The sequence below is a fragment of the Mesorhizobium sp. M0862 genome (assembly GCF_040319795.1).
Taxonomy (GTDB): domain Bacteria; phylum Pseudomonadota; class Alphaproteobacteria; order Rhizobiales; family Rhizobiaceae; genus Mesorhizobium.
Map to the genome: position 1 here is coordinate 66,459 of NZ_JAMYOJ010000019.1, position 24,751 is coordinate 91,209.

22 protein-coding genes are annotated in these 24,751 nt (G+C 62.8%); 13 read left to right on the forward strand and 9 right to left on the reverse strand.

Features of this window, described 5'->3' with window-relative positions; all coding sequences use genetic code 11:
- Window positions 1–133: 133 nt before the first annotated feature.
- Genes NKI15_RS24575 through NKI15_RS24590 form a run of 4 tightly spaced genes read left to right on the forward strand, consistent with a single transcriptional unit; the run spans window position 134 to window position 3,488 of the window.
- Window positions 134–1,363, forward strand: a complete 1,230-nt coding sequence (locus tag NKI15_RS24575; RefSeq protein ID WP_023709450.1) for a glycosyltransferase family 2 protein — start codon at window positions 134–136, stop codon at window positions 1,361–1,363.
- A complete protein-coding gene (locus NKI15_RS24580) occupies window positions 1,353–2,357 on the forward strand; it encodes a glycosyltransferase (RefSeq protein ID WP_245260377.1) in 1,005 nt (334 codons plus the stop codon). Before NKI15_RS24575 ends, NKI15_RS24580 begins: the two co-directional genes overlap by 11 nt.
- A gap of 4 nt (window positions 2,358–2,361) precedes the next feature.
- On the forward strand, window positions 2,362–2,862 hold the full coding sequence (locus NKI15_RS24585) for a GtrA family protein (protein ID WP_023705010.1): 501 nt from the start codon (window positions 2,362–2,364) through the stop codon (window positions 2,860–2,862).
- Window positions 2,859–3,488: a class I SAM-dependent methyltransferase gene (locus NKI15_RS24590; RefSeq protein WP_023705009.1), complete on the forward strand. Its 630-nt coding sequence runs from the start codon at window positions 2,859–2,861 to the stop codon at window positions 3,486–3,488. Before NKI15_RS24585 ends, NKI15_RS24590 begins: the two co-directional genes overlap by 4 nt.
- Window positions 3,489–3,666: 178 nt before the next feature.
- Here the strand turns inward: NKI15_RS24590 and NKI15_RS24595 are convergent, their stop codons facing one another.
- Window positions 3,667–4,530, reverse strand: coding sequence for a class I SAM-dependent methyltransferase (locus NKI15_RS24595; protein ID WP_156941278.1), 864 nt, complete (start codon window positions 4,528–4,530; stop codon window positions 3,667–3,669).
- Between the two features lie 227 nt (window positions 4,531–4,757).
- Between NKI15_RS24595 and NKI15_RS24600 the strand changes: the two genes are divergently transcribed.
- Window positions 4,758–6,524, forward strand: a complete 1,767-nt coding sequence (locus NKI15_RS24600; RefSeq protein WP_023705008.1) for a DUF7056 domain-containing protein — start codon at window positions 4,758–4,760, stop codon at window positions 6,522–6,524.
- Here the strand turns inward: NKI15_RS24600 and NKI15_RS24605 are convergent.
- Both NKI15_RS24605 and tsaD read right to left on the reverse strand, forming a co-directional pair.
- On the reverse strand, window positions 6,521–7,537 hold the full coding sequence (locus tag NKI15_RS24605) for an NAD(P)H-dependent glycerol-3-phosphate dehydrogenase (protein ID WP_023705007.1): 1,017 nt from the start codon (window positions 7,535–7,537) through the stop codon (window positions 6,521–6,523). The two genes, NKI15_RS24600 and NKI15_RS24605, sit on opposite strands and share 4 nt — an antisense overlap.
- Window positions 7,534–8,619: a tRNA (adenosine(37)-N6)-threonylcarbamoyltransferase complex transferase subunit TsaD gene (tsaD, locus tag NKI15_RS24610; protein ID WP_352460335.1), complete on the reverse strand. Its 1,086-nt coding sequence runs from the start codon at window positions 8,617–8,619 to the stop codon at window positions 7,534–7,536. The genes NKI15_RS24605 and tsaD overlap by 4 nt, the downstream gene beginning before the upstream one ends.
- Before the next feature lie 120 nt (window positions 8,620–8,739).
- Between tsaD and hemC the strand changes: the two genes are divergently transcribed.
- The 8 genes from hemC (at window position 8,740) to NKI15_RS24650 (ending at window position 16,024) form a co-directional block, all read left to right on the forward strand.
- Complete coding sequence (hemC, locus tag NKI15_RS24615) at window positions 8,740–9,663, forward strand: hydroxymethylbilane synthase (RefSeq protein WP_023705005.1); 924 nt, start codon at window positions 8,740–8,742, stop codon at window positions 9,661–9,663.
- A gap of 1 nt (window position 9,664) precedes the next feature.
- A complete protein-coding gene (locus tag NKI15_RS24620; protein ID WP_023705004.1) occupies window positions 9,665–10,378 on the forward strand; it encodes a uroporphyrinogen-III synthase in 714 nt (237 codons plus the stop codon).
- Window positions 10,379–10,490: 112 nt separating this feature from the next.
- Window positions 10,491–11,981, forward strand: coding sequence for a COG4223 family protein (locus tag NKI15_RS24625; RefSeq protein WP_023705003.1), 1,491 nt, complete (start codon window positions 10,491–10,493; stop codon window positions 11,979–11,981).
- Between the two features lie 10 nt (window positions 11,982–11,991).
- The gene (locus NKI15_RS24630; protein WP_352887259.1) at window positions 11,992–13,593 is read left to right on the forward strand and encodes a heme biosynthesis protein HemY; all 1,602 of its coding nucleotides are present in this window, start codon (window positions 11,992–11,994) and stop codon (window positions 13,591–13,593) included.
- 76 nt (window positions 13,594–13,669) lie between these two features.
- The gene (locus NKI15_RS24635; protein ID WP_023702389.1) at window positions 13,670–14,149 is read left to right on the forward strand and encodes a tellurite resistance TerB family protein; all 480 of its coding nucleotides are present in this window, start codon (window positions 13,670–13,672) and stop codon (window positions 14,147–14,149) included.
- A gap of 14 nt (window positions 14,150–14,163) precedes the next feature.
- On the forward strand, window positions 14,164–14,880 hold the full coding sequence (locus NKI15_RS24640) for a glutamine amidotransferase (RefSeq protein ID WP_023834670.1): 717 nt from the start codon (window positions 14,164–14,166) through the stop codon (window positions 14,878–14,880).
- Between the two features lie 187 nt (window positions 14,881–15,067).
- Window positions 15,068–15,331 (forward strand): YMGG-like glycine zipper-containing protein, encoded by a 264-nt coding sequence (locus tag NKI15_RS24645; protein WP_023670477.1) that lies wholly within the window; start codon window positions 15,068–15,070, stop codon window positions 15,329–15,331.
- A gap of 57 nt (window positions 15,332–15,388) precedes the next feature.
- Window positions 15,389–16,024 carry a LolA family protein gene (locus NKI15_RS24650; protein WP_352887262.1) on the forward strand — a complete coding sequence of 212 codons (636 nt, stop codon included), beginning with the start codon at window positions 15,389–15,391 and terminating at the stop codon, window positions 16,022–16,024.
- A gap of 30 nt (window positions 16,025–16,054) precedes the next feature.
- Here NKI15_RS24650 and NKI15_RS24655 read toward each other — a convergent pair whose 3' ends face one another.
- The 6 genes from NKI15_RS24655 to NKI15_RS24680 form a co-directional block, all read right to left on the reverse strand.
- Entirely contained in the window at window positions 16,055–19,258 is a 3,204-nt protein-coding gene (locus NKI15_RS24655) for an efflux RND transporter permease subunit (protein WP_352887264.1), read from the reverse strand.
- On the reverse strand, window positions 19,255–20,361 hold the full coding sequence (locus NKI15_RS24660) for an efflux RND transporter periplasmic adaptor subunit (RefSeq protein ID WP_352460334.1): 1,107 nt from the start codon (window positions 20,359–20,361) through the stop codon (window positions 19,255–19,257). The genes NKI15_RS24655 and NKI15_RS24660 overlap by 4 nt, the downstream gene beginning before the upstream one ends.
- Window positions 20,362–20,722: 361 nt before the next feature.
- Window positions 20,723–21,964 (reverse strand): MFS transporter, encoded by a 1,242-nt coding sequence (locus tag NKI15_RS24665; RefSeq protein WP_023730214.1) that lies wholly within the window; start codon window positions 21,962–21,964, stop codon window positions 20,723–20,725.
- Window positions 21,965–22,122: 158 nt separating this feature from the next.
- Window positions 22,123–23,223: a pyridoxal phosphate-dependent aminotransferase gene (locus NKI15_RS24670; RefSeq protein ID WP_352887267.1), complete on the reverse strand. Its 1,101-nt coding sequence runs from the start codon at window positions 23,221–23,223 to the stop codon at window positions 22,123–22,125.
- A gap of 124 nt (window positions 23,224–23,347) precedes the next feature.
- Entirely contained in the window at window positions 23,348–23,812 is a 465-nt protein-coding gene (locus NKI15_RS24675; protein ID WP_023730212.1) for a Ros/MucR family transcriptional regulator, read from the reverse strand.
- A gap of 214 nt (window positions 23,813–24,026) precedes the next feature.
- Window positions 24,027–24,731 (reverse strand): ROK family protein, encoded by a 705-nt coding sequence (locus tag NKI15_RS24680; protein ID WP_023730211.1) that lies wholly within the window; start codon window positions 24,729–24,731, stop codon window positions 24,027–24,029.
- Between the last annotated feature and the right edge of the window lie 20 nt (window positions 24,732–24,751).

The window sequence follows — 24,751 nt, forward strand, 5'->3', positions numbered from 1 at the left end:
GCGATTGCTGCTTATAAAGACGCCACTGGATATTTCGTAAGTCAAAGATAATCAATTTTCGATATGATACGCTCCCAGCGGGTCAGTTGTGGGGATGGGCTGGTTCTTCCAGAACGCCTGAATAGAGGACGCAATGGAGAGCATCGCGGGGGACACGACAGTCAGGATCGACGACGCCACGCCTGCTTTCACGGTCAGCATGGAGACCGAGCGCGTTCTCGTCTCTGCAATTATTCCTTGCCTGAACGAAGAATTGACGATTGGCATTTGCATTCGCAAAGCCTTCGATGCCTTCTTGAGGCGCGGCGTCAAGGGGGAAGTCGTCGTCGGCGATAATGGCTCCACGGACAGGTCGGTGGAGATTGCGCAACAGTTGGGAGCGCGGGTCGTCCATCAGCCGGTAAAGGGCTATGGCGCGGCAATCAGCGCTGCAGTTGAAGCGGCCGAGGGCAAATATCTCATCATGGCCGATGCCGATGATTCCTACGACTGGAGCCAATTGGGCGATTTCATCGATGCGTTGGAATTGGGTGCGGACTTTGTCATGGGCAATCGGTTCGCCGGCGGTATCGAGCCGGGCGCCATGCCGCTACTGCATCGCTACCTGGGCAATCCCGTCCTGTCCACCATCGCTCGCTGGCTGCACAAATCTCCGATCCGCGACTTCCATTGCGGCATGCGCGGCTTCACTCGAGAGGCATTTCAGAAAATCGGCGCACGCTCGCCGGGAATGGAATTCGCCTCGGAAATGATCATCAATGCGCATCGCGCTGGGCTCACCATTCGTGAAGTGCCGATCAAGCTCTACCCCGACAAGCGAAACCGCGCCCCGCATCTGCGTTCCTTCCGCGACGGTTGGCGCCATTTGCGGCTCATTATTGCTCACGCGCCGGACACCATGTATCTCGTGCCTGGGCTGACCTTGCTGATCACTGGCATTGCCGGCCTTGCAGTTCTCGCTGCCGGACCTGTTCGCATCGGTGGATGGTACTTCGGAATTCACTTCGTCGCGCTCTCGGCTATGGCGACGTTGATTGGCCTTTCAGCGATCCTGTTCGGTATGCTGGCAAAGGTGGCAATCGCCATCTACCATCCGGTCTACAGCGGTCGAATTGTGTCATGGCTGACGCGCGGTCGCCCTTTGGAATGGCTGGTTTTTTCCGGTGGCGTACTCGCGGCAGCTGGCTTCGCGGCGGACGTGGCACTGGCGCTACATTGGATTTTTGTCGGTGGCCCCATGGAGCAATCAGTGCATCTGACCTTTGTGGTCACCACTATCTGCGTGGCCGGCATGTCCATGGTGCTATCTGGCTTCGTGCTCAAGTTGCTGCTTGATACATTGAGCGCCAGACATGAGTTCTAACCCTTCAGCAGCCTCGCGAGCGGAAATTCAAGCCGTAAGCCGCGCAGCCGAAAAGCCTTTTCTGTCGGTCGTCATGCCTGTCCATGACGGGGCGGCATGGATTGGAGCGACACTTGATTCACTTGCTGCGGAGCTGACTGGCGACCTGCAGATAATCATTATCGACAGCAGCCCGACGAACGCCACAGCTGCCATTGTCGAGCGATTCCTCTACCGGCCGGCGTTCCGGCTGCTTCGGCGAAAAGATCTCGGGCCTTGGCAGTCGAAGACCAACCTGGGCGTTGAGCTAGCCGCCGCCGATTATGTCTGCATACTCCACCAAGACGACCTGTGGTTGCCCGGGCGCATTGAGGCCGCTCGACGCTGGCTCGCGGACGCACCCGAAGCAGCGCTTCATTTAGCCCCGACTGCGATCGTTGACCGCCACGGCCGGCGAATGGGATGCTGGAACTGTCCCTTGCCAACCGAAAAGGTGCTCGAATCTGAATTCTTGCTGGAACGGCTTCTCGTACAGAATTTCGTGTCTGTGCCTGCTCCGATTTTTCGTCGGAGTGCTTGGCTGGCATGCGGGGGCATGGATGAGATGCTTTGGTATACGGCGGATTGGGATATGTGGGCGAAGCTCGCTGTTGCCGGATCTGTCGTTTATCACAAAGAGATAACCACAGCCTTCCGGGTTCATGGCGATTCGCTGACCGTAACCGGATCGCGCGATGCGAACGAATTCCGTTCGCAAATGCAGACTGTCCTAGAGCGCCATCTGTACCGGCTTTCGGCGCGCAGCCGACGCCAGATTGAATCTGCTGCTCGGGCATCGATCAGCGTCAATGTGTCGCTGGCGGCTGCGTCGGGCGGCGACTTGAAGGCCTTGGTTCGAGCGGCTCGCACCATGCTGTCGCTCGGGCCGACGGGATTAAGGCGCTACTTGCGCGATTCGCGATTGCTGGAGCGCGTCATGTGCCGGCTTCGCGCGAAACTGACAGGAGCGTTCTGAGGCAATGTTCAGCTCTGCCAGGATCGCCGACGACCAAGTGGACAAGAGCAACCATGCCGGAGCTCACGAAAGACCGCTTTTGGAACGTGGATGGCGGTACACTGTGGTGGGAGCGATATGCGCAATTGCGCACAATGCCATCATGATTGCGGTTGATCAGCTGAGTGGGCATTACCTGCTGGGCATCATGATTTCATTCCTGGCTGTGATGCCTACGGGATACGCTCTGCACAGCTGGTTCACCTTCGGCAAGCCACTTCGCTTGAAAGCGTTTGCGCGTTTTGCGGCAGGTGTGGCTGCGGCCTATCCGATCTCGGTAGCCATGATGGTGCTTCTCTGTTCATGCCTCGGCCTTGGCGTTGCGATTGCGTCTCCGATCGCCACAGTTGCGTTGCTCATCTGGAACGTTGTCGTTGCGCATTTTGCTATCTTGTCACGGTTCAATCTAAAGCCCATCACCTTGCCGGCGACATCCTCTCGCTCAACCACGGGAAACGAGGAATGAGAATGTTGCCGCCAGGACAGATCATGCGCAGGGCTCTTGGCCGTCATTTCAAGCCGGTCGGAGACATCTACCGGCGTGTTTTCGTCAATCTCAATGTAATTGCGGATTTTCTCGATCGCGAATTGCCGAACGGCGCGAGGGTTTTGGATATCGGCGGCGGGGATGGAGCGCTCGTCGACCGGTTGCTTGATCGGCGCCCCGACCTAACGGTTACGATGTGCGATCTCGCACCTTCAATCGGTGCCTTTCTAAGCAACGCAAATCGGGCGAAGGTCGAACTTCTGCCCGCCACGGACCTTTCCAGCGTGCAGGGATCTTTTGATGTTGTGACGATTTCCGACGTCATTCATCATGTGCCGGTCGATGGGCGCGACGCATTCTTCAAATCGCTGGCCGACAGTTGCGAACGCTGGGCCTGCCGGAAGATCATCTTGAAGGACATCGAGCCTGGTGGAATACGCGCCACCTTGTCGCTTCTTGCGGACCGGCACATTACCGGAGACAAGCATGTCGTGCTATTTTCACGCTCGGACTTCACGGCCATGGCAAGACGGCATTTCCCCACAGCAAAAAGAGCATCGGCGTTACCGGACCGGCCGAATTATTGTGAACTGCTCAGCTGGTAGCAGATGGGTAGATCCTGGCGGGTCGCTAGAACGTTTCACCGTTTCACGGAAACGGCGAACCGCTCTATCTCTTTGTTTTTGCGCAATTCCCAAGGGAAAGCGCTACGCGCTTTTCCTGGGAAAACCGATCACACTTTCCTGGAATTGCTCTTGGCAATAAGCGCTGGTCAGCGACACGCTATTTGGTCGCGATGGTGCCGAGCATGCTGGCGATCCGGTGACTCTCCGGGCGATCGACCAGAAATTTGTCGATAAACTTCAACGGGAATGTCAGCGTCAGGATCGCGGCTTTCGCTACCATGTAGCGGGTTCGGTTCTCTCGACCGACAACGACGCCGATGTATTCGGACAGGATGTTGACGATCGCGCTTGTCGGCCCTTGATGCGTCTGGACCTCTACCCTTGCGAACCGCTGGAGAAGCTGCTCGATCCCGTCCTTTGTGAAGTTGCAGTAGTGGGCGGGATAGCCGTGATAGGGGAACAGGAAAGGGTTGATGCAGAGCAGCTTCCCACCCGGCTTCAGGACACGGAACACTTCATCGACGACCGCTACCGGATTGGGAACATGCTCGATCACGCTGTCCAGAATGACGACGTCGACGGAATCGCTCGCAAGCGGCGTGTGCTCGATATTCGCGACCAGATCGACGTTCGGGGTGGGGAACAGGTCAATGTTGAGAACATCGGGGCGGACGCGCCGTGCGCCGGAGCCGAACTCAACGATCATTGAGTCCTGAGGTATCGAGGCAAGAAACGAATTCAGCGTGTCGTGCGGTGAATATTCGCTGGTGATGACCTGCTTGAGCGAATTGTAGAGACGGGCGCGCGTACTGGTACCGGCATACGCCTCTTCATGGAAGCTCGCGTCGAAGCCCTCCCTCACCGGCGACTCGACAAAGAACGGAATGCCTTTGTGCACGGGATAGGGGGCAGGGCAAGATTCGCAGGTCAGGGCAACCGGGCTTGTGCCAAGCCTGGAATAGCAGACTGGGCAGACGAGGCCCGATGCCATCTTGGGTTGTAGCACGCGATGTCCTTTCAAGCCTCCGCATTGTCGCAGAAGGCTGGCTGCCGTGTTTGAACATAACCCTTCTTAACAAGCAAAAGGCTAACAGCGGCTAAAGTCCGCTGCGTATAGACAGGCTGGAGCGGAGCGCTGCAAGAATCCGAAGCGCGACGGCTTCAGTTCCGCACAGTCTCGGAAAATTAACCGCGGTGGAACCATGCTTCGCCAAGCGGAGCTGCCGGCCTCGAAGTTGTTGTCTGAGGATGAAGGGCGTTGCGCCCAGCGAGGCAGCACGCCTGGCGTTGGTCTGCCTGGGCACGATCGAGGGGGTTGTCTTGAATACGCAGGAGCCGGGACCAAACAAGCTGTTCGCTCTCGGGCAGCGCCCAACAACAACTTTTCTGCATATCCTGATCGCACTCAAGATCATCTTGCTGTTCGTTCTGGCTTGGAACATCCGCTTCGTCATGGATGAATTCGTCCAACTCGGATGGGCGAAATATTTCTCCAACGGCCTGTTCGATACGATCTGGCATCCCAAGGCGGTCGGCTATGCGGCTTTTTATGAGATTGCTCATCTGATCGGCTGGAATGCCACGTCGATTCTGCTTGCTGGCCGCATGCAGACTGCGTTGCTGGCCTGCGGGACGATCTCTTTGATCTACCCATGCGCTCGCGCTCTGGGCGAGGATCGCGTGCGCGCTTTGACGATCGTCCTCGTTCTCCTGTGCTTTTCGAATTTCATGGAGCGCATCTTTCGTACCATCGCCGAACCGCCGGCAGTGTTCTTCGCCGTGGCGGCGTTGCTGGTTGTCCTGCGCGCACCTGGGTTGAGGGCAAGGCAGCTTGTTGCCGCCGGCATGCTAAGTGGCCTTGCCTTCGTCATCACTCAGAAATCGGTCTACTTCAACGTTGCGCTCGGCATCGGCCTTGTTGCTGACGCAGCCTTGATGAGACGCTACGCAACAGGGGCGGTTCGCGGAGGGTGGCTCGTGCTTGGATGGGCCGTTCCGATAATGGTCTATTGCTTGATCTTCGGTGGAGGCGCCCCTGTTCTCGCGGCCAAAAACCTTTTACTTGGCCCGGTCGAGATTGCGACGCGTGGAGGCGGTGACTACGGGGGACTGAGGCAGTTCGTGTTACAGACACTGGCGCGGAACGCCCTTCTTTACGGGATCTGTTTCTCCGGTATGGCCCTGTCACTGATGCGGATCATGAAACTCGATGGTCGAAGGCGAATTGCGCTGATCTTTTCACTCGTCATCACGGTGCTGGTATTCACGCACGACCAGCCCTGGCCTTATGTCTTCATCATGGCGTTGCCGTTCGTTGCGCTCTGGTCGTTGGAGCTTCTCGACAGCACCGCAACCCACGCGCGCTACCGGGTTCCTGTCCTCGCGGTGCTGATCACAGCCATCGCAATGAGCTACGCGAGCAATGTCGTTTACCTACGCCTCAACAATCAGGCCCAGCTTGAACTGGTCTCGCGCGCGGAATCTTTGCTCGCACCGGATGAGAAGTATTTCGACGGCATCGCCATGCTGCCCAATCGACAGGAGCCCTCCACACTCTGGCTCGACCAGCATTATGTCTTGAAAACATTGCAGGAAGGCAGGCAATCGGAAGCCTACAAAGTTCTCTCGGATTCCCCGCCCAAGATGGTCCTCTGGTCATATCGCATGGATTTGATCGATACCGTGATCGCGCCTCTCATCCGCGACAGCTACGTCCAGATCGCTCCCAACATCAGAATGGCTGGTCGTCGCCTCTATTCCGGTCGTCCGGTCGTTTTCAAGGTGCCTGTCGCCGGACGATACAGCCTGTACACGACCAGCGGGGAGCTTGCAGACGGCGAGGTCGAGATAAACGGCACCTCGCATTCTTCGCCCCTATCCTTGGAGGCAGGTACCAGCGACGTTGTCCTGCGCAACGGTCCAGCCGAGGCACTGCTGCTGCCGGAAGGTCACTATGAAAACCGCATCGTGCCTGGCGGGGACAATACCGAGCTGTTCACGGGAGTTTACAATTAAATACCGGTTTCGGTCTTCAGCGGCCGGGTCATCAATGCCGTGACAGCCTGCCGAATGGTGATCGTGCCGTCCAGTATCGCCGACACCGCAGCGATGATCGGCGCGTCGATGTGGCGCTCGGTGGCGATGCGGGCGGCGATCGCCGCCGTCGGCACGCCTTCGGCGAGCGGCAGTCCGGACAAGGGCTTACCTTGCCCCAGCGCCAGCCCATAGGCGAAATTGCGCGACTGGGCCGAAGAGCAGGTGAGCAAAAGGTCGCCGAGGCCGGAAAGCCCCATCAGCGTCTCCGGCTTGGCGCCGAAGGACGCGCCGATGCGGCGCAGTTCGACGAAGCCGCGTGTCACCATGGCGGCCTGCGCGCTGGCGCCGAGCCCAGCGCCGGTGACGGCGCCAGCGGCAATGGCGAACACATTCTTCAAAGCACCGCCGATCTCGACGCCGATCAAATCGTCGCTGGAATAGCAGCGCAGATTCTGCGCCGAAAAGCGCGCGGCAAGCTCGGCCGCCAAGGCGTCGTCGCGTGCAGCAACCACGACAGCGGTCGGCAGACCCCTGGCGACGTCGGCGGCAAAGCTGGGACCGGACAGGGCCGAAACCGGAGTTTCGGGCAGAATCTCATCAACGATCGCCGACAGCAGCGCGCCGGTGTCGCGCTCAATGCCTTTGGCGCAGAGAACCAGCGGGATGCCTTTCGGCATATGGGGCTTTGCCGTCGTCAGCATGGCGCGCAGCGCCTGTGCCGGTGCCACGGCCAGCGCGCAATCGGCATCGGTCAGGGCAGTGCCGATATCGCTGGTCGCCGCAATGCCTGTTTCAATGGCGATGCCGGGGAGATAACGCGGGTTCTCGCCGCGGCGGATCGCGGAAACCGTCTCTTCGTCGCGGGCGTAGAGCCGCACATCGTGACCGGAGCGCAGCATCGCCAGCGCCAGCGCCGTGCCCCAGGCGCCGCCGCCAAGCACGGCGACGCGCCAGCCGGTTCTGTCCCTGCCGCTTGTCTTGCTGGCGCTCATGCTTTCGCTCCGCGCCGGCCGGAGCCGACCATCGGCGCCGAAATGCTGTCCAGCGGCCAGCGCGAACGCGGCACGAAATCGAAGCCGTTCTCTTGCGACAGGCCTGCCCGCAACCGCTCGATCCCGGCCCAGGCGATCATCGCCGCATTGTCGGTGCACAGTTTGAGCGGCGGCGCGACAAAGGCGAAGCCGGCCTCGGCGCACTGCTTCTGCAGCGTCGCCTTGATCGCTCTGTTGGCGGCGACGCCACCGGCAACGACCAGCGCCGGCTTGGCCTTGTCCGGAAATTCGTCGCGGAAGCGGGCAAGCGCGCGGGCCACGCGGTCGCCCAGCGCATCGGCTACTGCCGCCTGGAACGAGGCGCAGATGTCGGCGACATCCTGCTCAGTCAGCGGCTGGATGGCGGTCGCCGCCTGGCGCACCGCAGTCTTGAGGCCGGAGAAGGAGAAATCGGGCTGCGCCGAGCCCTTCATCGGCCGCGGAAGGGCAAAGCGCGCCGCATCGCCCGACATTGCCGCCTTTTCGACGTTCGGGCCGCCGGGATAGGGCAGGCCGAGCATTTTGGCCGTCTTGTCGAAAGCTTCGCCGAGCGCGTCGTCGATGGTCGTCGCCCAGCGCTGGTAGTCGCCGACGCCGCGCACGGCGACGATCTGGGTGTGGCCGCCGGAAACCAGCAGCAGCAAATAGGGAAAGTCGAGCCCGTCGGTCAGCCTTGCGGTCAGTGCGTGGCCTTCGAGATGGTTGATGGCGATCAGCGGCTTGCCGGCGGCCGCTGCAATCGCCTTGGCCGTCATCAGGCCGACGATCAGCCCGCCGACCAGGCCGGGGCCCGCAGTGGCGGCAATGGCGTCGATGTCGGCCAGGGCTACGCCCGAATCCGCAAGAGCGGCCTCGACAATGCCGTCCAGCGCCTCGACATGGGCACGCGCGGCGATCTCCGGCACGACGCCGCCGAAGGCGGCGTGCTCCTCGATCTGGCTGAGCACGATGTTGGACGCAATCACCGGCACGGAATCGCCGTCCAGCGTCACCACGCTGGCGGCGGTCTCGTCGCAACTCGTCTCAATGCCCAGAACGCGGATCAATTCGTCGCTGTCTCCAGAGATTGTGTCGCCGGACTTTCCTAGTTAGTAGAGGCGGGCCTCGTTAGGGAGAGCGCCGGAAACGCAAAGCCAGCCGGGGGTTATCACGGACCGCGCGCCATGCAAACTTTGAAAATCGGAACACGCGGCAGCCCGCTGGCGCTCGCCCAGGCGCATGAGACGCAGGCGCGGCTGATGGAAGCGCATGGCATGCCGGCGGAAGCCTTCGAGGTCGTCGTCATTTCGACCAGCGGCGACCGCATCCAGGACCGGCCGCTGTCGGAAGCCGGCGGCAAGGGGCTGTTCACCAAGGAAATCGAAGAGGCGCTGCTGGCCGGCACGATCGATATCGCCGTGCATTCCTCCAAGGACATGCCGACAGTGCTGCCGGTCGGGCTGGAGCTGTCCGCCTTCCTGCCGCGCGAGGATGCGCGGGACGCCTTCATCGGCAAGGCGGTGGAGCGCATTGTTGATTTGCCGCAAGGCGCCAAGGTCGGGTCGTCTTCGCTCAGGCGTCAGGCGCTGATCCGGCGCATGCGGCCGGACCTAGACGTGGTCATGTTCCGCGGCAATGTGCAGACCAGGCTGCGCAAGCTGGAGGAAGGCGTCGCCGAAGGCACGATCCTCGCTTATGCCGGGCTGAAGCGGCTCGGGCTCGGCCATGTCGTCACCGATCTGATGCCGCTCGATGCTTTTCCGCCGGCGCCGGGACAAGGCGCAATCGGCATCGAAACCCGCATCGGCGACAGCGAGGTCGAAAAGATGCTGGTGGCCATCCATGATGTGTCGACAGGCCAGGCGCTGGCCTGTGAGCGCGCCTTCCTGGCGGCGCTCGATGGCTCCTGCCGCACGCCGATCGCCGGCTATGCGACGATATCGGGCGGCAGGCTGGTTTTCGCCGGGCTGATCATTTCGCCCGATGGCACGCAATCGCATGAGGTCAAGGCCGAAGGCTTGGCGCTGGATGCCGCTGACATCGGCACGGACGCGGCCAGGATGGTGCGGGTCAAAGCGGGCGAAACCTTCTTCGACGGCTGGGTCTGATATGCGTGTCCTGGTGACGCGGCCGCAACCTGGGGCGTCGCGAACCATGCGGCGGCTGCAGGAATTGGGATTTGAGCCGCTCCTTCTGCCGCTGACCGAAACGGTGACACTGCGGGTTGGCGCCGATGCTGCGAGCGACAATGCCGTGGCCGTCGCTGTGACCAGCGCAAATGCGGTGCGGCATGCGCCGAAAGAACTCATTCGTGCGCTCGCCGCCTTGCCTTGCCATGCCGTCGGACGCAGGACGGCTGAAGCGGCACGTTCGACAGGGTTCTTGTCGGTCAGCGAAGGGGCGGGCGACGCCGAGCGGCTGGCCGAGGCGATTGCTGCCGGCCTTTCCGGCAAGGCGGTCGTCTATCTCACAGGGCGCGTGCGGTTTCCGGCATTCGAGGCGCGGCTGCGAAAGGCCGGCGTCGAGGTCCGCACCGTCGAAACCTACGACACGATTTCGCTCGATTATTCCGATGCTGAAATCCGTACACGCCTGTCCGATCAGGCGGTCGACGCGGTGCTGCTCTATTCAGCCAAGGCGGCGGCAGCGTTGCAGGCCTTGGCCAGCCGGGCGGAACTGCGCGATCTCCTTGAAAACATGCAGGCTTTTGCGCTCTCCGAGCGCGTGGCAGCGGCGTTTGACAATGCCGCCGGCAAAAAAATACGCATTGCGCGGGAACCGCAGGAGGAGGCGCTGCTTGAGCTGTTGCACCGCGGCGACTGAGCCCCGTGTCATCACGCCGCCCCTTTTCACCTGATGATGATGTGCTAGACCATTTTTCAAACCATCACGCGCCGTCGGGCGCCCAGACGAAGCAGGATTGCGGAGCCCAGGCATGGTCAAGACGCCGAAGATGCGACATTCGAAAAGCCGCCGCGAGCCGGTGACCATCGAACTCGAACCCGGCGCTGTCTCGCGCATTGCCGATGCGGATGCCGCCAAGACGGATGTCGCCAACTCGGACGACGTCGAGGCCCCGGCAGGGTCGGTTGCGGCTGAGGATGCGGCTGCCATGGCCAATGCGCAGCCGGAGACGCCTGACGAGCCCGTTCATGCCGATCAAGCCGATCTCGAGCCGTGGGAGCACTCCGACGCCGCGGCGCAGGCCGCTCCCGAAAGCGCCGATGCCAAGGCGTCCACCCAGGCGGAGCAGCCTTACCCCACCGCTTCGGATGCGCCACCGCGCGCCAGAACCTCCGACTTCAGTTTCGAGGATGCCTCGCCCAAGCCGGGTGCACCCAAGGAAACCCCAAGGACAGCCGGGAACCAGCCCATGGCCGCGCAACCGAAGCGCACGAACGGCATTGCCGCCGGCATCATCGGCGGTGTCATCGCGCTGGCTGCCGCCGGGGGGCTGCAGTTTGCCGGCGTGCTTGGCGCTCCGGGCTCAGGGGCGGGCACGGTCTCGCTCGACGGCGTCAATGGCGAGATCGCTTCGCTGAAGCGCGAAATCGCCGACCTCAGGGAAGCCAGCGGCAATGGCGCCGCAACGGCCAAGGTCGACGGGCTGTCTTCGGCGCTGGATCAGGTCAAGGCCGATGTCGCATCGCTGAAATCGGCGGTCGAAAAGGACGGCGCCGGCGACAATGCCGGGCTTGCCGCGCTTGGCGACAAGGTCAAGCAGATCGAGACGGCGGTTGCCGCCCTTGGCCAGGCCGGTGGTGCAGCGCCCGTCGATCTCGCGCCGCTCAATGAAAGACTGGCGGGCCTCGACGCACTGGTGAAATCGGCCGGTGAGGCAGCCAAGACGCAGGAAGGCAAGATCGCCGCGCTGGAGCAGTCGGTGACGCAGCTCGCCGGCAAGGTCGATGCGCAGGCCTCGCAGCCAAAGATCGCGATGGCCATCGCCGCTTCGGCCTTGAAGGCGGCGCTTGACCGCGGCGCGCCGTTCGCCGCCGAGTTGGAGACCTTTGCGGCGATCTCGCCCGATGCACCGCAGATTGCAGCGCTGCGCCCCTACGCTGAAAAGGGCGTCCCGACCCGCACCGAGATCGCCGGCGAGGCCGACGCCGCGGCCAATGCGATGGTCGCGGCGGCGACGCCGGTCGATGAAAATGCCGGCTTCTTCCAGAACCTTTTGTCGAGCGCCGAATCGCTGGTCAAGGTCCGGCCGATCGGCGCCGTCGAAGGCGCCGGCGCGCCGGAAACCGTGGCGCGCATCGAAGTGGCGGTCAATCAGGGCGACTACGCCAAGGCGCTCAGCGAATACGCAACGCTGCCGGATGCGGTCAAGGCTGCTGGCGCCGACTTTGCCGGCAAACTGAAGGCGCGCATCGACGTCGAGACGCAGGTCGACGCGCTGATTGCAGGAGCGATGAAGGCATGAGGACGACACGATGATCCGCATTCTCATCTTTCTCGCCGCCGTCTTCGCCCTCGGTCTGGGCTTTGCCTGGCTGGCCGATCGTCCCGGCGAGATGGTCGTTACCTTCAACGGTTACCAATACCAGGTCAGCCTGATGGTGGCGGCGGTGGCGATCGTTGCCGTCGTCGCAGCGGTGATGATCGTCTGGTGGCTGATCAAGTCGCTGTGGAACAGCCCATACACGATCTCGCGCTATTTCCGCGTCCGCCGCCGCGACCGCGGCTACCAGGCGCTGTCGACCGGCATGATCGCAGCCGGCGCCGGCGACGGCGCGCTGGCCCGCAAGAAGTCCAAGGAAGCCGCCAAACTGATCCGCTCCGACCAGGAGCCGCTGATCCAGCTGCTCGAAGCGCGAGCCTCGCTGCTCGAAGGCGACCATGAGGGCGCGCGCGAAAAATTCGAGGCCATGCTCGACGACCCCGAAATGCGGCTGCTTGGCCTGCGCGGGCTCTATCTCGAAGCCGAACGGCTCGGCGACCGCAACGCGGCGCGTCACTATGCCGGCCGCGCCGCTTCCGTCGCGCCGCAACTGGCTTGGGCCGCCGAATCGACGCTGGAAGATCTGACCGGGCGCGGCGACTGGGACGGCGCGCTGAAGCTGGTGGAGGCGCAGAAGTCGACCAGGCAGATCGAACGCGACGCCGCCAATCGCCGCCGCGCCGTGCTGTTGACCGCCAAGGCGCAGGCGCTGACCGACAGCGACCCCAATGCAGCCAAGGCAGCGGCACTCGAGGCAAACAAGCTCGCGCCCGATTTCGCGCCGGCCGCGGTTGCAGCCGCCAATCTTCTGTTCAAACAGAACGATGTGCGCAAAGGCTCGAAGATCCTTGAGGCAGCCTGGAAGGCGGAGCCGCATCCCGAGATCGCCGAGCTCTACACCCACGCAAGGCCGGGAGATGCCGTGGTCGATCGTCTCAACCGGGCGAAGAAGCTGCAGGAGCTGAAGCGCAACAATGCCGAATCGTCGATGACGGTGGCGCGCGCCGCGCTCGATGCGCAGGATTTTTCCACCGCCCGCCGCGAGGCGGAAGCGGCGATCCGCATGGATCGCCGGGAAGGCGCTTACCTGCTGCTGGCCGATATCGAGGAGGCAGAGACCGGCGACCAGGGCAAGATCAGGCAATTGCTGTCCAAGGCGGTCCGCGCGCCGCGCGATCCGGCCTGGGTCGCCGACGGCGTCGTCTCCGAACGCTGGGCGCCGGTATCGCCGGTCAGCGGCAAGCTCGACGCTTTCGCCTGGCGCGCGCCGATGGAGCGGCTGGGCCAGCTCATCGACAGCCATGAAGACGAAGCCGATGTGCCGGTGCTTGCGGCACCCGCCAAGCCGGCAAAGGAAGCCGAAGTGATCGATCATCCGGCCATCGCCAGGACGAGCAGCGAGGCGCCGATCGAGCCGAAGCCTGCTGTGGGCGACGACCAGGTCACGCCGGTCACTTCCGCCGCTTTCGCCGCAATACCACCCGACGCCGAACCCGTCGAACCTGCCGAGGAACTGGCGCGGCTGCCCGACGACCCCGGCGTCGACCCCGATGACGAAGCGGAGAAGTCACCGCGCCGCTTCCGCCTGTTTTGATCCCTGAAGCATGATCCCAAAAAGTGGATACCGGTTTTTGGAAAAGATCATGCTCCAATAAAGTGAAGTGAGCACCATGTTCGAACGCGTCCTGGCCTTTCTGAAAGACCTGCCCTCCGGGGCTGGGGCTCGCGCGAATGCGGACGATCCGCGCGTTGCGGCGTCGGCTTTGCTCTATCATGTGATGAATGCCGACGGCGTACGCCAGGATGTCGAGTGGGAGCGGTTCAAGCAGGTGCTGGCGCAGAGCTATTCGATCAGCGGCGACGAGCTCGATGCACTGGCTGCCGCCGGCGAGCGCGCCGACAATGAGGCGATCGACCTCTATGCCTTCACCAGCGTCTTGAAGCGCCATCTCGACGCCGAGGCGCGCAAGGCTTTCATCGGCCTGATGTGGGAAATCGTCTATGCCGACGGCGAACTGCATGAACTGGAGGACAACACCGTCTGGCGCGTTGCCGAACTGATCGGCGTCGAGCGCCAGGATCGCGTCGAGGCGCGCCGCAAGGCGGCGGCCGCCGCGCCCGGCGCCAGCGGAACGTCGAGCGACGAATAGGATTCCGCCTTTCCATGCCGCCCAGACCGAGCTCGAAACCAAAAATCCTGATCGTGCTGCATCAGGAGACTTCGAGCCCCGGCCGGGTTGGCCACATGCTGCTCGAGGAAGGTTTCGACCTCGACATCCGCCGGCCGCCTCTTGGCGACAGCCTGCCGGAGACGCTGGAGGGACACGCCGGCGCCGTGGTGTTCGGCGGGCCGATGAGCGCCAATGACGAAGATGAGTTCGTCCGCCGCGAGACCAACTGGCTCAATGTTCCGCTAAAGGAGAACCGGCCCTTCCTCGGCATCTGCCTTGGCGCGCAGATGCTGGCCAATCATCTCGGCGGCAAGGTCGAGGGGCATGGCGAGGGGCTGGTCGAGATCGGCTGGTATCCGCTGAAGCCGACCGAAGCCGGCAAGAAGCTGCTGCCCTGGCCCGACATGGTCTACCAGTTTCACCGCGAAGGCTTTTCGCTGCCCAGGGATGCGACGCTGCTGGCGACGGCGGAAACCTACCCCAACCAGGCTTTTCGCTATGGCGACAATGCCTGGGGCATCCAGTTCCATGGCGAACTGACCCGGTTGATGATGCAGCGCTGGGTGGTGCGCGGCGCGCACCGTTTCGAATTGCCCGGCGCGCAGCCCGGCCGCGACCATCTCGGCGGCCGGCTGATCTGGGATATGCACCTCAAGCGCTGGCTGAGCGAATTTTTGAGCCTGATCTTCGGCAAGCCTACTGAGGGATAGAGCAAATCCAACTACTCTGAACGGCCGAGCTTGCCCAAAGACGACTTACCTATGGGAGGCGTGTACGATGGATCCGTGACCTTAGCCCGTTCCCGCAGATTTGGATTGCGCCCCAAACACTCCGATGGATCGAAAAACTCCGTGGCGCATTTGAGCTTCGGCTAATAACGGCCCCAGGAGAGAACCAATGAAGAAGACGCTGCTCATTTTAAGCCTACTCATTCCGCTCGCGGCATGCTCCCGCACCGAACAAGGCGCTGCCGTCGGTGGTTTGGGTGGCGCAGCTGTAGGCGCAGCAGTGGCCGGCGACCCGGTAAAAGGGGCGGTTGTTGGCGGTGCGGTCGGAGCGCTGGCCGGGGCGGTCATCGGGCACGCCAGCGAAGCCGGCCAGTGCAGATATCGCGGTCGGAACGGTCGAGTTTACGTTGCTCAGTGCCCGGACGGCTACTGATCTCAAAGGCGCGTGATCTCTTTCGATCACGCGCCTGCTCGGGGTAGGATAACTTGAATGGCATATGACAGCAAAAGACTGCTGGCTTTCTGGTTAGCCGTTGTCAGCGCTGTCGCGATAAACGCCGAACTTTCGACTGCGGCCTTGGCCGCACCTGTAGAAGCGAAGACGATTGCCGATCACTTCTCATCGGTAAAGTCCATGTCCGGGGACTTTGTCCAGTCGGGCCCAAGAGCGGAAAGGACCAAAGGGAAATTTTTCCTCCAGCGGCCGGGCAAGATCCGGTTCAACTATGCAGGCCAATCAGGGGTCAGCGTAATTGCAGATGGAAAATCCTTGGTGGTCTATAACAAGAAGCTCAAGACATCGCGGCTTTATGCTCTCTCGAAGACGCCGCTCAAGCTGCTCCTCGACAATCAGGTCAACTTTTCCGGCAATCGCCTCAAAAGTATCAGGGACGATGGCGCCCAGGTGATCATCAGGCTGGCCGACAAGTCGGCCTTCGGCAATTCGAATATCACTATGGTGTTTGACAGGGAATCGCTCGATCTACGCAGATGGACCCTGACTGACGAGAGGGGCCTTACCTCGACAGTCACCATATCCAACGTGAAGCAGGGCGTTCGCGGTCCTGCGGGCACCTTCACTATCGACTATGCTGCAAACCGTGAATTCAACACCAAAACGAAATAGTCGGCAGCGCCACGAACTGCCCGTGTAACACTACTCGGCGGCCGTCTCGGACGGCACCTCTGCCGGTGCCGAAGACTCGGCCTCGGCATGCGGCTTGCGCCGTGAGAACAGTGACCTGAGCGTGACGTAGAACACCGGCGTCAGGAACAGGCCGACGAAAGTGACGCCCAGCATGCCGGAGAACACCGCGGTGCCAAGCGACTGGCGCATTTCCTCGCCCGGGCCCGTCGCGATCATCAGCGGCACGACGCCGAGGATGAACGAGAAGGCGGTCATCAGGATCGGCCGCAGCCTGAGCCGGCAGGCTTCGACGGCAGCCTCGGCCGCCGACAGGCCGCGTTCCTGGGCCTGCCGCGCGAACTCGACGATGAGGATCGCGTTCTTGGCGGCAAGTCCGATCAGCACGATGAGGCCGATCTGCACGAGGATGTTGTTGTCCAGCCCTCGGAACGACACGCCGAGCAACGCCGCGAGCACGCCGAGCGGCACCACCAGCACGATGGCGAACGGCAGCACCCAGCTTTCATATTGCGCCGCCAGCGCCAGGAACACGAACAGCACCGAAAGTCCGAAGATATAGACAGCGGCATTGCCGGTGTTGCGCTCCTGATAGGCGAGTTCGGTCCATTCGTAGGAGGTACCGGCCGGCAACGTCTGTGCCGTGATCGCTTCCATCTTGGCAAGCGCATCGCCGGTGGAAACGCCGGGCGCGGCGTTGCCCTGCAGCGGCACCGAGACGTACATGTTGTAGCGCTGGACCAGCGCCGGGCCGGTGACGTCGCGGATCTCGATCAACGTGCCCAGCGGAACCAGCGCGCCGGTCGCCGAGCGCACCTTCAGTTTCAAGATGTCGGCGCGATCGAGGCGGAACGCCTGGTCGGCCTGCGCGCGCACCTGGTAGACGCGCCCGAAAGCGTTGAAGTCGTTGACGTAGGCGGTGCCCAGATTGATAGACAGCGTCTCGAAGATGTTGGGGATCGGCACGTTCAGGATGCGCGCCTTGTCGCGATCGATCGCCAGGAAGAATTGCGGGCTGGACGCGGAGAAGGTGGTGAACACGCCGGTCAGCCCCGCCGTCTTGTTGGCCTTGCCGGCAATTTCATAGGCAAGCGCCAGGATCTGCCGCATGTCGGCGCTGTTGCGCTCCTGGATCTGCAGCTTGAAGCCGCCGGCATTGCCGACGCCGCGGATCGGCGGCGGCGGCAGTGCGATAATGAAGGCTTCCTTGATGCTTTGCAGGCTGCCGAACAGATTGCCGATGACCTGGGTCGCGGACTGGCCGGCTTCCAGTCGCTCGTCAAACGGCTTGAACCTGGCGAAGATCACGCCCGCGTTGCTGGCATTGGTAAAGGTGGCGCCGGAGAAGCCGGCGAAGGCGACCGCGTAGTCGACGCCCGGCGTTTTCTGGATGATCTGCGACGCCTGCTGGATGACGGCATCGGTCCGCGATAGCGAGGCGCCGTCCGGCAACTGGACGACGACGATCGCATAGCCCTGGTCGAGCGACGGAATGAAACCGCGCGGCACCGTCTGAACCATATAGACCGTGGCGTAGATGAGGGCCGCGAAAACGGCCAGCGTGGCGGCGATCGCTATCCGCGAGCCGACCAACACGCGCACGATGCTCGAATACCAATGGGCGACCTTGTCGAAGCCGCGATTGAAGCCGTCGGCGAGCGCCCGTCCGAACCGCGCCAGGAAAAAGCGCGGCGGCGCCGCAGCAGTGTGGTGCGGCTTGAACAGCAGCGCGGCCAAGGCCGGCGAGAGCGTCAGCGAATTGAATGCCGAGATCGCCGTCGACACCGCGATGGTGATCGCAAACTGCAGGTAGAACTGCCCGGAAATGCCGGGAATGAAGGCTGTCGGCACGAACACCGCTATCAGCACCAGCGAGATCGCGATGACCGCCGTTCCGACTTCGTCCATGGTCAGATGCGACGCCGGATTGGGCGCCAGCCCGCTGGCGATATTGCGCTCGACGTTCTCGACCACGACGATCGCATCGTCGACGACGATGCCGATGGCCAGCACGAGGCCGAACAGCGTCAGCATGTTGAGGGAGAAGCCGGCGGCGTAAAGCACCGCCAGCGTGCCGATCAGCGACACGGGGATCGCCACGATCGGCACGATCGCCATGCGCCACGATTGCAGGAAGACGATGATGACGATGATGACCAGAACCATCGCCTCGAGGATCGTCTTGTAGACCTCCTGGATCGACTCGGCGACGAACTCGGTCGGATTGTAGACGATGTCGTAGCTCAATCCCTTCGGGAAGTCCTGGGAAAGCTCCTTCATCTTGTCCTGGATCTCCGCGGCTGCGGCGAGCGCATTGGTGCCTGGCCGCTGGAAGATGGCGAGCGCCACCGCCGGTTTGCCGTTGAGATAGGAGTTGGTGACGTAATCCTTGGCGCCGAGCTCGATGCGCGCCACGTCCTGCAGCTGGATCAGGCGGCCGTCTTCGGCCGATTTGACGATCACGTATCGGAAGTCCCGTGCGTCGTTGAAGCGGCCTTGCGTGGTGACCGTGTACTGGAACGCCGTGCCGGTATTGGTCGGCGGCGCGCCGATGGAGCCGCCCGACACCTGGACGTTCTGGTCGCGCAGCGCCTGCACCACATCGCCCGAGGTCATCCCCAGGGCGGACAGTTTTTCCGGATCGAGCCAGATGCGCAGCGAATATTCGCGTTCGCCAAAGATGATGAGGTCGCCGACGCCGTCCAACCTGAGCAGTATGTCGCGCACCCGCGAGCGGGCGTAGTTCGAGACGTAGAGCTGGTCGTAGGTATTGTCGGGCGACAGCATGTGCACGACCATCATCAGGTCGGGCGAGCTCTTGATGGTGGTGATGCCGAGGCGGCGGACTTCTTCGGGCAGGCGCGGCTCGGCGACCGACACGCGGTTCTGCACCAGCACCTGCGCCTGGTCGAGATCGGTGCCCAGCTTGAAGGTGATGGTCAGCGCCATCGCTCCGTCGCCCGACGAATAGGACGACATGTAAAGCATGCCCTCGACGCCGTTGATCTCCTGCTCGATCGGCGTTGCCACCGTCGCTGCCACTGTCTCGGCGTCGGCGCCCGGGTACTGGGCGCGAACGACGATGGTCGGCGGCGCGATCTCGGGATATTGCGCGATCGGCAGCTGGGTATAGGCAATCCCGCCGAGGATCAGGAGGACGATCGAAACCACCGATGCGAAGATCGGACGGTCGACGAAGAAATGGGCGAACCTCATTGCTGCAACCCGGCGGTGTCGACCTTGGGCGGCAACGTCACCATCTCGACCTTCACCTTGGTGCCGGGCCTGGCGTGCATCAGCCCGTTGACGATGATCGTCTCGTCGCCGGTCAGGCCCGCGCGGATCACCCGGTAGCCGTCGAGAAGCGGGCCGGTGCGCACGGGCTTCGCCGACACCATCCCAGCCTCATCCACCAGGTACACGATGCGGCGATCCTGATCGGCGCCGACCGCCTCGTCGGGCACCAGGACGCCGCTATGCGGCAGCGACCCCGGCACGTTGATGCGCCCGAACATGCCTGGCTGGAGAACGCCGTCGGCGTTGGCAAACCTTGCACGCACCCGCATGGTGCCGGTCGCGTTGTCGATCCGGTTCTCGGCAAAATCGAGCTTGCCCTTGAATACCGCCTCCGCGCGGTCGGCGACGCGAACCACCACCTCGAGCCCGCCGGCGCCTTCCTGCATGCTGCCGCCGCGCTCCTTCGCGTCGCGGGCGTAGCTGAAATACAGGCGCTCATCGACGTCGAAATAGAAGTCGATCGGATCGCGCGTGACGATGGTCGTCAGCAAGGTGGAATCCGGCTGCACGAGGTTGCCGACCGACACCAGCCGGCGGTCGATGCGGCCGGACAAGGGCGCCTTGATCTCGGTGAACTCCAGGTTCAGGTTGGCCGTCGTCAGCGCCGCCGTCGCGCCCTGCATCTGCGCCTGCGCCGAAAGGTATTCCCGCCGGCGGTCGTCGACCGTCGCGGCCGAGATATTGCCGGTCTTGGCGAGCGCATCGGCGCGATCCAGCTGCATCTTGGAGAATTCGAGCAGGGACTTGGCGACGTCCACTTGCGACTTGGCGGCATCGTAGGCCGCCTGGTACGGACGCTGGTCGATGGTGAAGAGCAGGTCGCCCTTGTTGACCAGTGCGCCGTCCTGGAAGCTGATCTTGTCCAGATAGCCGCTGACGCGCGAACGGATGGCGACCTCGTCGACGGCTTCGAAGCGCCCGACGAACTCGTCGTCTTCGACGATTTCACGCACCACCGGCTTGGCCGCCGTCACCACGGGCAGCTGCTGGTCCTGCGCAAACGCGTTGCTGCTGAAAGCCATGCCGAGCAGGAGTGCCACTGGGACGGCGGAGCGGGCCAGCCAGCCGGCCGATCGGCTGGGTCGCCCGCTTGCGTCGCGATGCGATTGCCGATTCCCTGAAGTGTCCATTTGCGTCCCCGCTAGCTGGACCCGGAGGTCGGGTGGTTCTCTTCTATATTTAAGGTTTCTCGTCGAGACCAGAGCACTGCAGTATTGTGCATGGCAACATGATCATTTTCCATATGTGTTGAAATGTCCACCCTGTGGCTGCCCCGCCATCTGGCTAGTTCGCCCAGAACCGGCCCGTCCGCTTCCGGCCCATCTCAGCCGTCATCGGCGCAAGCTGATTTGGACCGAACGCCGGATCCTGCGGCTTACTCGATCAGTTGCGGCTGTTGAGATGCCGCACCCTTCGCAGTTGCGGAAACAGCACCGCCCACAGTCCGGCGACGGCAATCGCACCGACGCCGCCGATCACCACCGCCGGCACGGTGCCGATGAGCGCCGCCATGGTGCCGGCGCGGAACTCGCCGACTTCGTTGGAGGCGCCGACGAAGACCTGGTTGACGGCGTTGACGCGGCCGCGCACCTCGTCGGGTGTCCACAGCTGGATCAGCGTCTCCCGGATATAGACGCTGAACATGTCGGTGGCGCCGAGGCCGGCAAGGGCCAGGATCGACAGCCAGGTGATGGTCGAGACGCCGAACAGCACGGTGAAGGCGCCGAACCCGGCGACGAAGCCGAGCATGATCTTGCCGGCATTGTCGCGCAGCGGATGCCCGGCAAGCCAGACCGCGACACAGATGGCGCCGATGCCGGGCGCCGAGCGCAGCAGGCCGAGGCCCCACGGGCCGAGTTCCAGAATATCGCGGGCATAGACCGGCAGCAGCGCCGAGGCACCGGACAGAAGCACGGCGAAGAGGTCGAGCGAGATGGCGCCCAGGACGATCTTCTCGCTCCAGATGTATCGGAAGCCGGCAAACAGCGTCTCCATCGTCGGCTTGTCGGTGGCGCTCTGCTGGGCCGGTTTCGGAATGGTGAAGATCAGCAGACCGGCCACCAGCATCAGCACGGAGGCAACGGCGTAAGCGGCTTCGGCCGAGACGCCATAGAGCAGGCCGCCGGCGACCGGGCCGACAATGGTCGCCGTTTGCCAGGCGGACGAGTTCCAGGCGATCGCATTGCCGAAATCTTCCGGCGGAACAAGGTTGGCGAACAGCGACGACGAGGCCGGCCCATAAAAAGCGCGCGCCAGGCCGAACATAGCCAGCACGATGAAGATCGGCAGCGGGCTGACGAGACCGCGCAGCGTGAAGTACAACAGGACAAGCGCACAACCTGCCTCGACTACCGTCGCCAGCGCCATGATCAGGCGGCGGCCGAAACGGTCGGCGACAACGCCGGTGACCAGCACCAGCAGCAGCGACGGCAGGAACTGGACGATGCCGACAATGCCGAGATCGAAGGGATCGCGCGTCAGATCATAGATCTGCCAGCCGACGGCGACGGACACGATCATGGTGGCGAAGGTGGTCAGGAAACGCGCCGCCCAATAGCTCAGGAAGGAGCGATGGCGGAAGGCGGCGTAACGCCGGTCAGGCGGTGTATGGGAATGGGATGTCATGGATACAGGCCCCGTTGCTTGCATTGGCCGGCGGGGCACTTCCCGGAAATGGGCGCTGTTCCGGCCGATGAAACTTATCAAAGTTCGGGGCGCGTATGCGTGAAAATCGGGCCTGGATCAAGCGGTTTTCCAGCCGCTCGCCCGATTGCACGCGGACGTTACTGCCTCAGCGCGGCGGTGATGGCGTCGAGGCCGCCCTGTAATTCCGCCTCTTTCGGCCAGCCGAAACCGACGCGGAAGAAGCGCTTGGGCATATCGAACCAGTGGCCGGGACCGACATAGGTGCCGTGGTTTTCCAAGAGATTGACGTAGAAACGGTCGAGGTCGAAGTCTGGACTGACATTGAGCCTTGGAAATCCGACGACGCCGCCTTGTGGCCGCACCCAGTCGACCAGCGGCTCGCGGTCGATCCAGTCTTGCACGATGTCGCGGCGTTTCGCCATCTCGGGCAGCAGCGCGGCCAGGAAAGCGTCGCGGCGCCCCAGCATGCCGCGCGCAATGCCTTCGTCGATGACGCTGCCGCAAATGCCGATCTGCTCCTTGGCGGCGAGGAAGCGCTCCTGCAGTTCGGCATCGCTGGTGATCAGCCAGCCAATGCGGATGCCGGGAATGCCGAAGGCTTTCGACAGCGACGAGACGCTGATCGCCTTGGGGCTGAGAGAAGCCGCCGCCGGCAGGCGCTGTCCATAGGAGAGGTCGCGATAGGTCTCGTCGACCAGCAGATGGCAGCCGCTCGCTTCGGCCAGCGCAATCAGCGCGTCGAGATCGGCCCGGCCCATCATCGTGCCGGTCGGGTTGTGCGGGCAGGTGACGCTGATCAGCTTGGTGTTCGGTTGCATGCTGGCGGCGACGCGGCCGAAATCGATGGCAAAGCCTGCGTCGAAATCGAGATCGACATAGGAGATGGCGCAGCCGATCGCCTTGGGGGTCTCGATGTTGGTGGCGTAGTTCGGCCGGACGACGACAAGGTGGTCGCGCTCCGACAGAAGCGAGGTCGAGATGATGAAGAGCGCGCCCGCCGCACCGGCGGTCACCAGAACATCGTCAGCGGAGATGCCTTTGTCTTGCGCTGCGATCAGCGCCCGCAACTCCTTGTCGCCGCGATGCTCGCCGTAGAACAGCGTGAGATCCGGCAGCGACAGGCCGACGTCGGAGAGTTTCTGATCGGCGATCGAGCTTTCGGAGAGATTGAAGCGGATGCGATCGTAGCCGTATTCCTCCGGCGCCTCTTTCTCGATCACCATTCTGGCGTAGTTCATCGCTGCTCCCCCAAAGCAATCTCTGTGGTGTACAAAAGCACGAAGCCTGCCAAGGCTCATTCGCTGGCAGGCTTCTGTTCCAGTCGTCCAAACGATTGGCTCAGCGCCGAGGCGCTGAGCCCACTCAGGCCGGGACTTTGGCCTTCCGACCCTTGGCTTTGGCTGGCGGCGCCACTGCGGCCTTGCGGCCGAGGCCGATCGACTTGGCCAGCTCGGAGCGCGACGCCGCGTAGTTGGGGGCAACCATCGGATAGTCGGCCGGCAGGCCCCATTTGGTACGATAGGCTTCCGGCGTCAGGTTGAAATGGACGCCGAGATGGCGCTTCAGCGATTTGAATTTTTTGCCGTCCTCGAGGCAGATGATGTAGTCCGGCGTCACCGACCGCTTGGGATTGACGGCCGGGATCTGCGGCGCCGCCACTGGGGCCGGCGGCTGGCTGAGCCCGCCGATCGACGCCGCAACGCTGGCGATGAGATCGCTCAGGCCGGCAACGGGCAAGCGGTTCTTCTCGACGTAAGCGGACACGATATGGGCGGTAAGCTCGAGCAGGTCGATGTCCTTGTCAGAGTCGTTGCTGTCGTCGGCCAATTTATCTCTCCGTCGCTAGGGGGGTGGCGGAAACTCCCAGAGTGGTCCCAGCGGAGCCGGAAATCCGCTCTAGTCATTTGTCTTGCCGCATATGTGCGGTTGCGCCAGATGATTCCATCCGGTGCCACCGATCTAATCGCCAAATCTGCGTAACGCAATGACTTCGTATCGCGCCACACGTCATTTTGAACAACTATACTGAATTTTAATACTATCAGACGATGAGCGCCTTGTCGCGCCATAGTCGAAAACCGCCCTCGAAAGCGCGCGTATTGTCGCCGCGCCTGGATGTGGCGGGCAATTCATCCAGTCTGTCGACATTGCCGCCGCCGATGACGACATAATCCGGCTGCAGCGCCGCACGCAGCCGCCCGACGACGTCGAAAACGTATTTGCGCCATTTCTTCTTGCCGTATTTCTCCAGGCCGCGCTCGCCGACATAATCTTCGAAACTGCCGCCCTTGCGGTACGGCAGATGCGCCAGTTCCATCGGCTGGCCGACATTGTTGAGGATCATCGCCGCGCCCAGGCCGGTGCCGAGGCCGAGGAACAGCATGCGCCCGCCATCGTAGCTGCCGATCGCCTGCAGCAGCGCGTCGTTGACGACCTTGACCGGCTTGCCGAAGGCGGCGGCAAAATCGTAGCCGTCCCAGCCCTTGCCGAGATTGGCGGGATCGAGCGAAGGCCTGTTGTGCCTGACCGGGCCGGGATAGCCCATCGAGATCACGTCATAGGCCAGCCCTTCGGCCAGCGTCTTCACCGTGGCGACCATCTGCTGCGGTGTCAGGTCCGGTCCGGAATCGGCTCGGCGCATCTCGCCGCCTGCGCTGGTGAGGATTTTCACATGCGAGCCGCCGACATCGATCGTCAGCACGATCGGTTCGGCCTTGGCCTTCGCGGGCCTGGCTGCCTTGGCCATGTCGTTTCCTCCGCTCACTT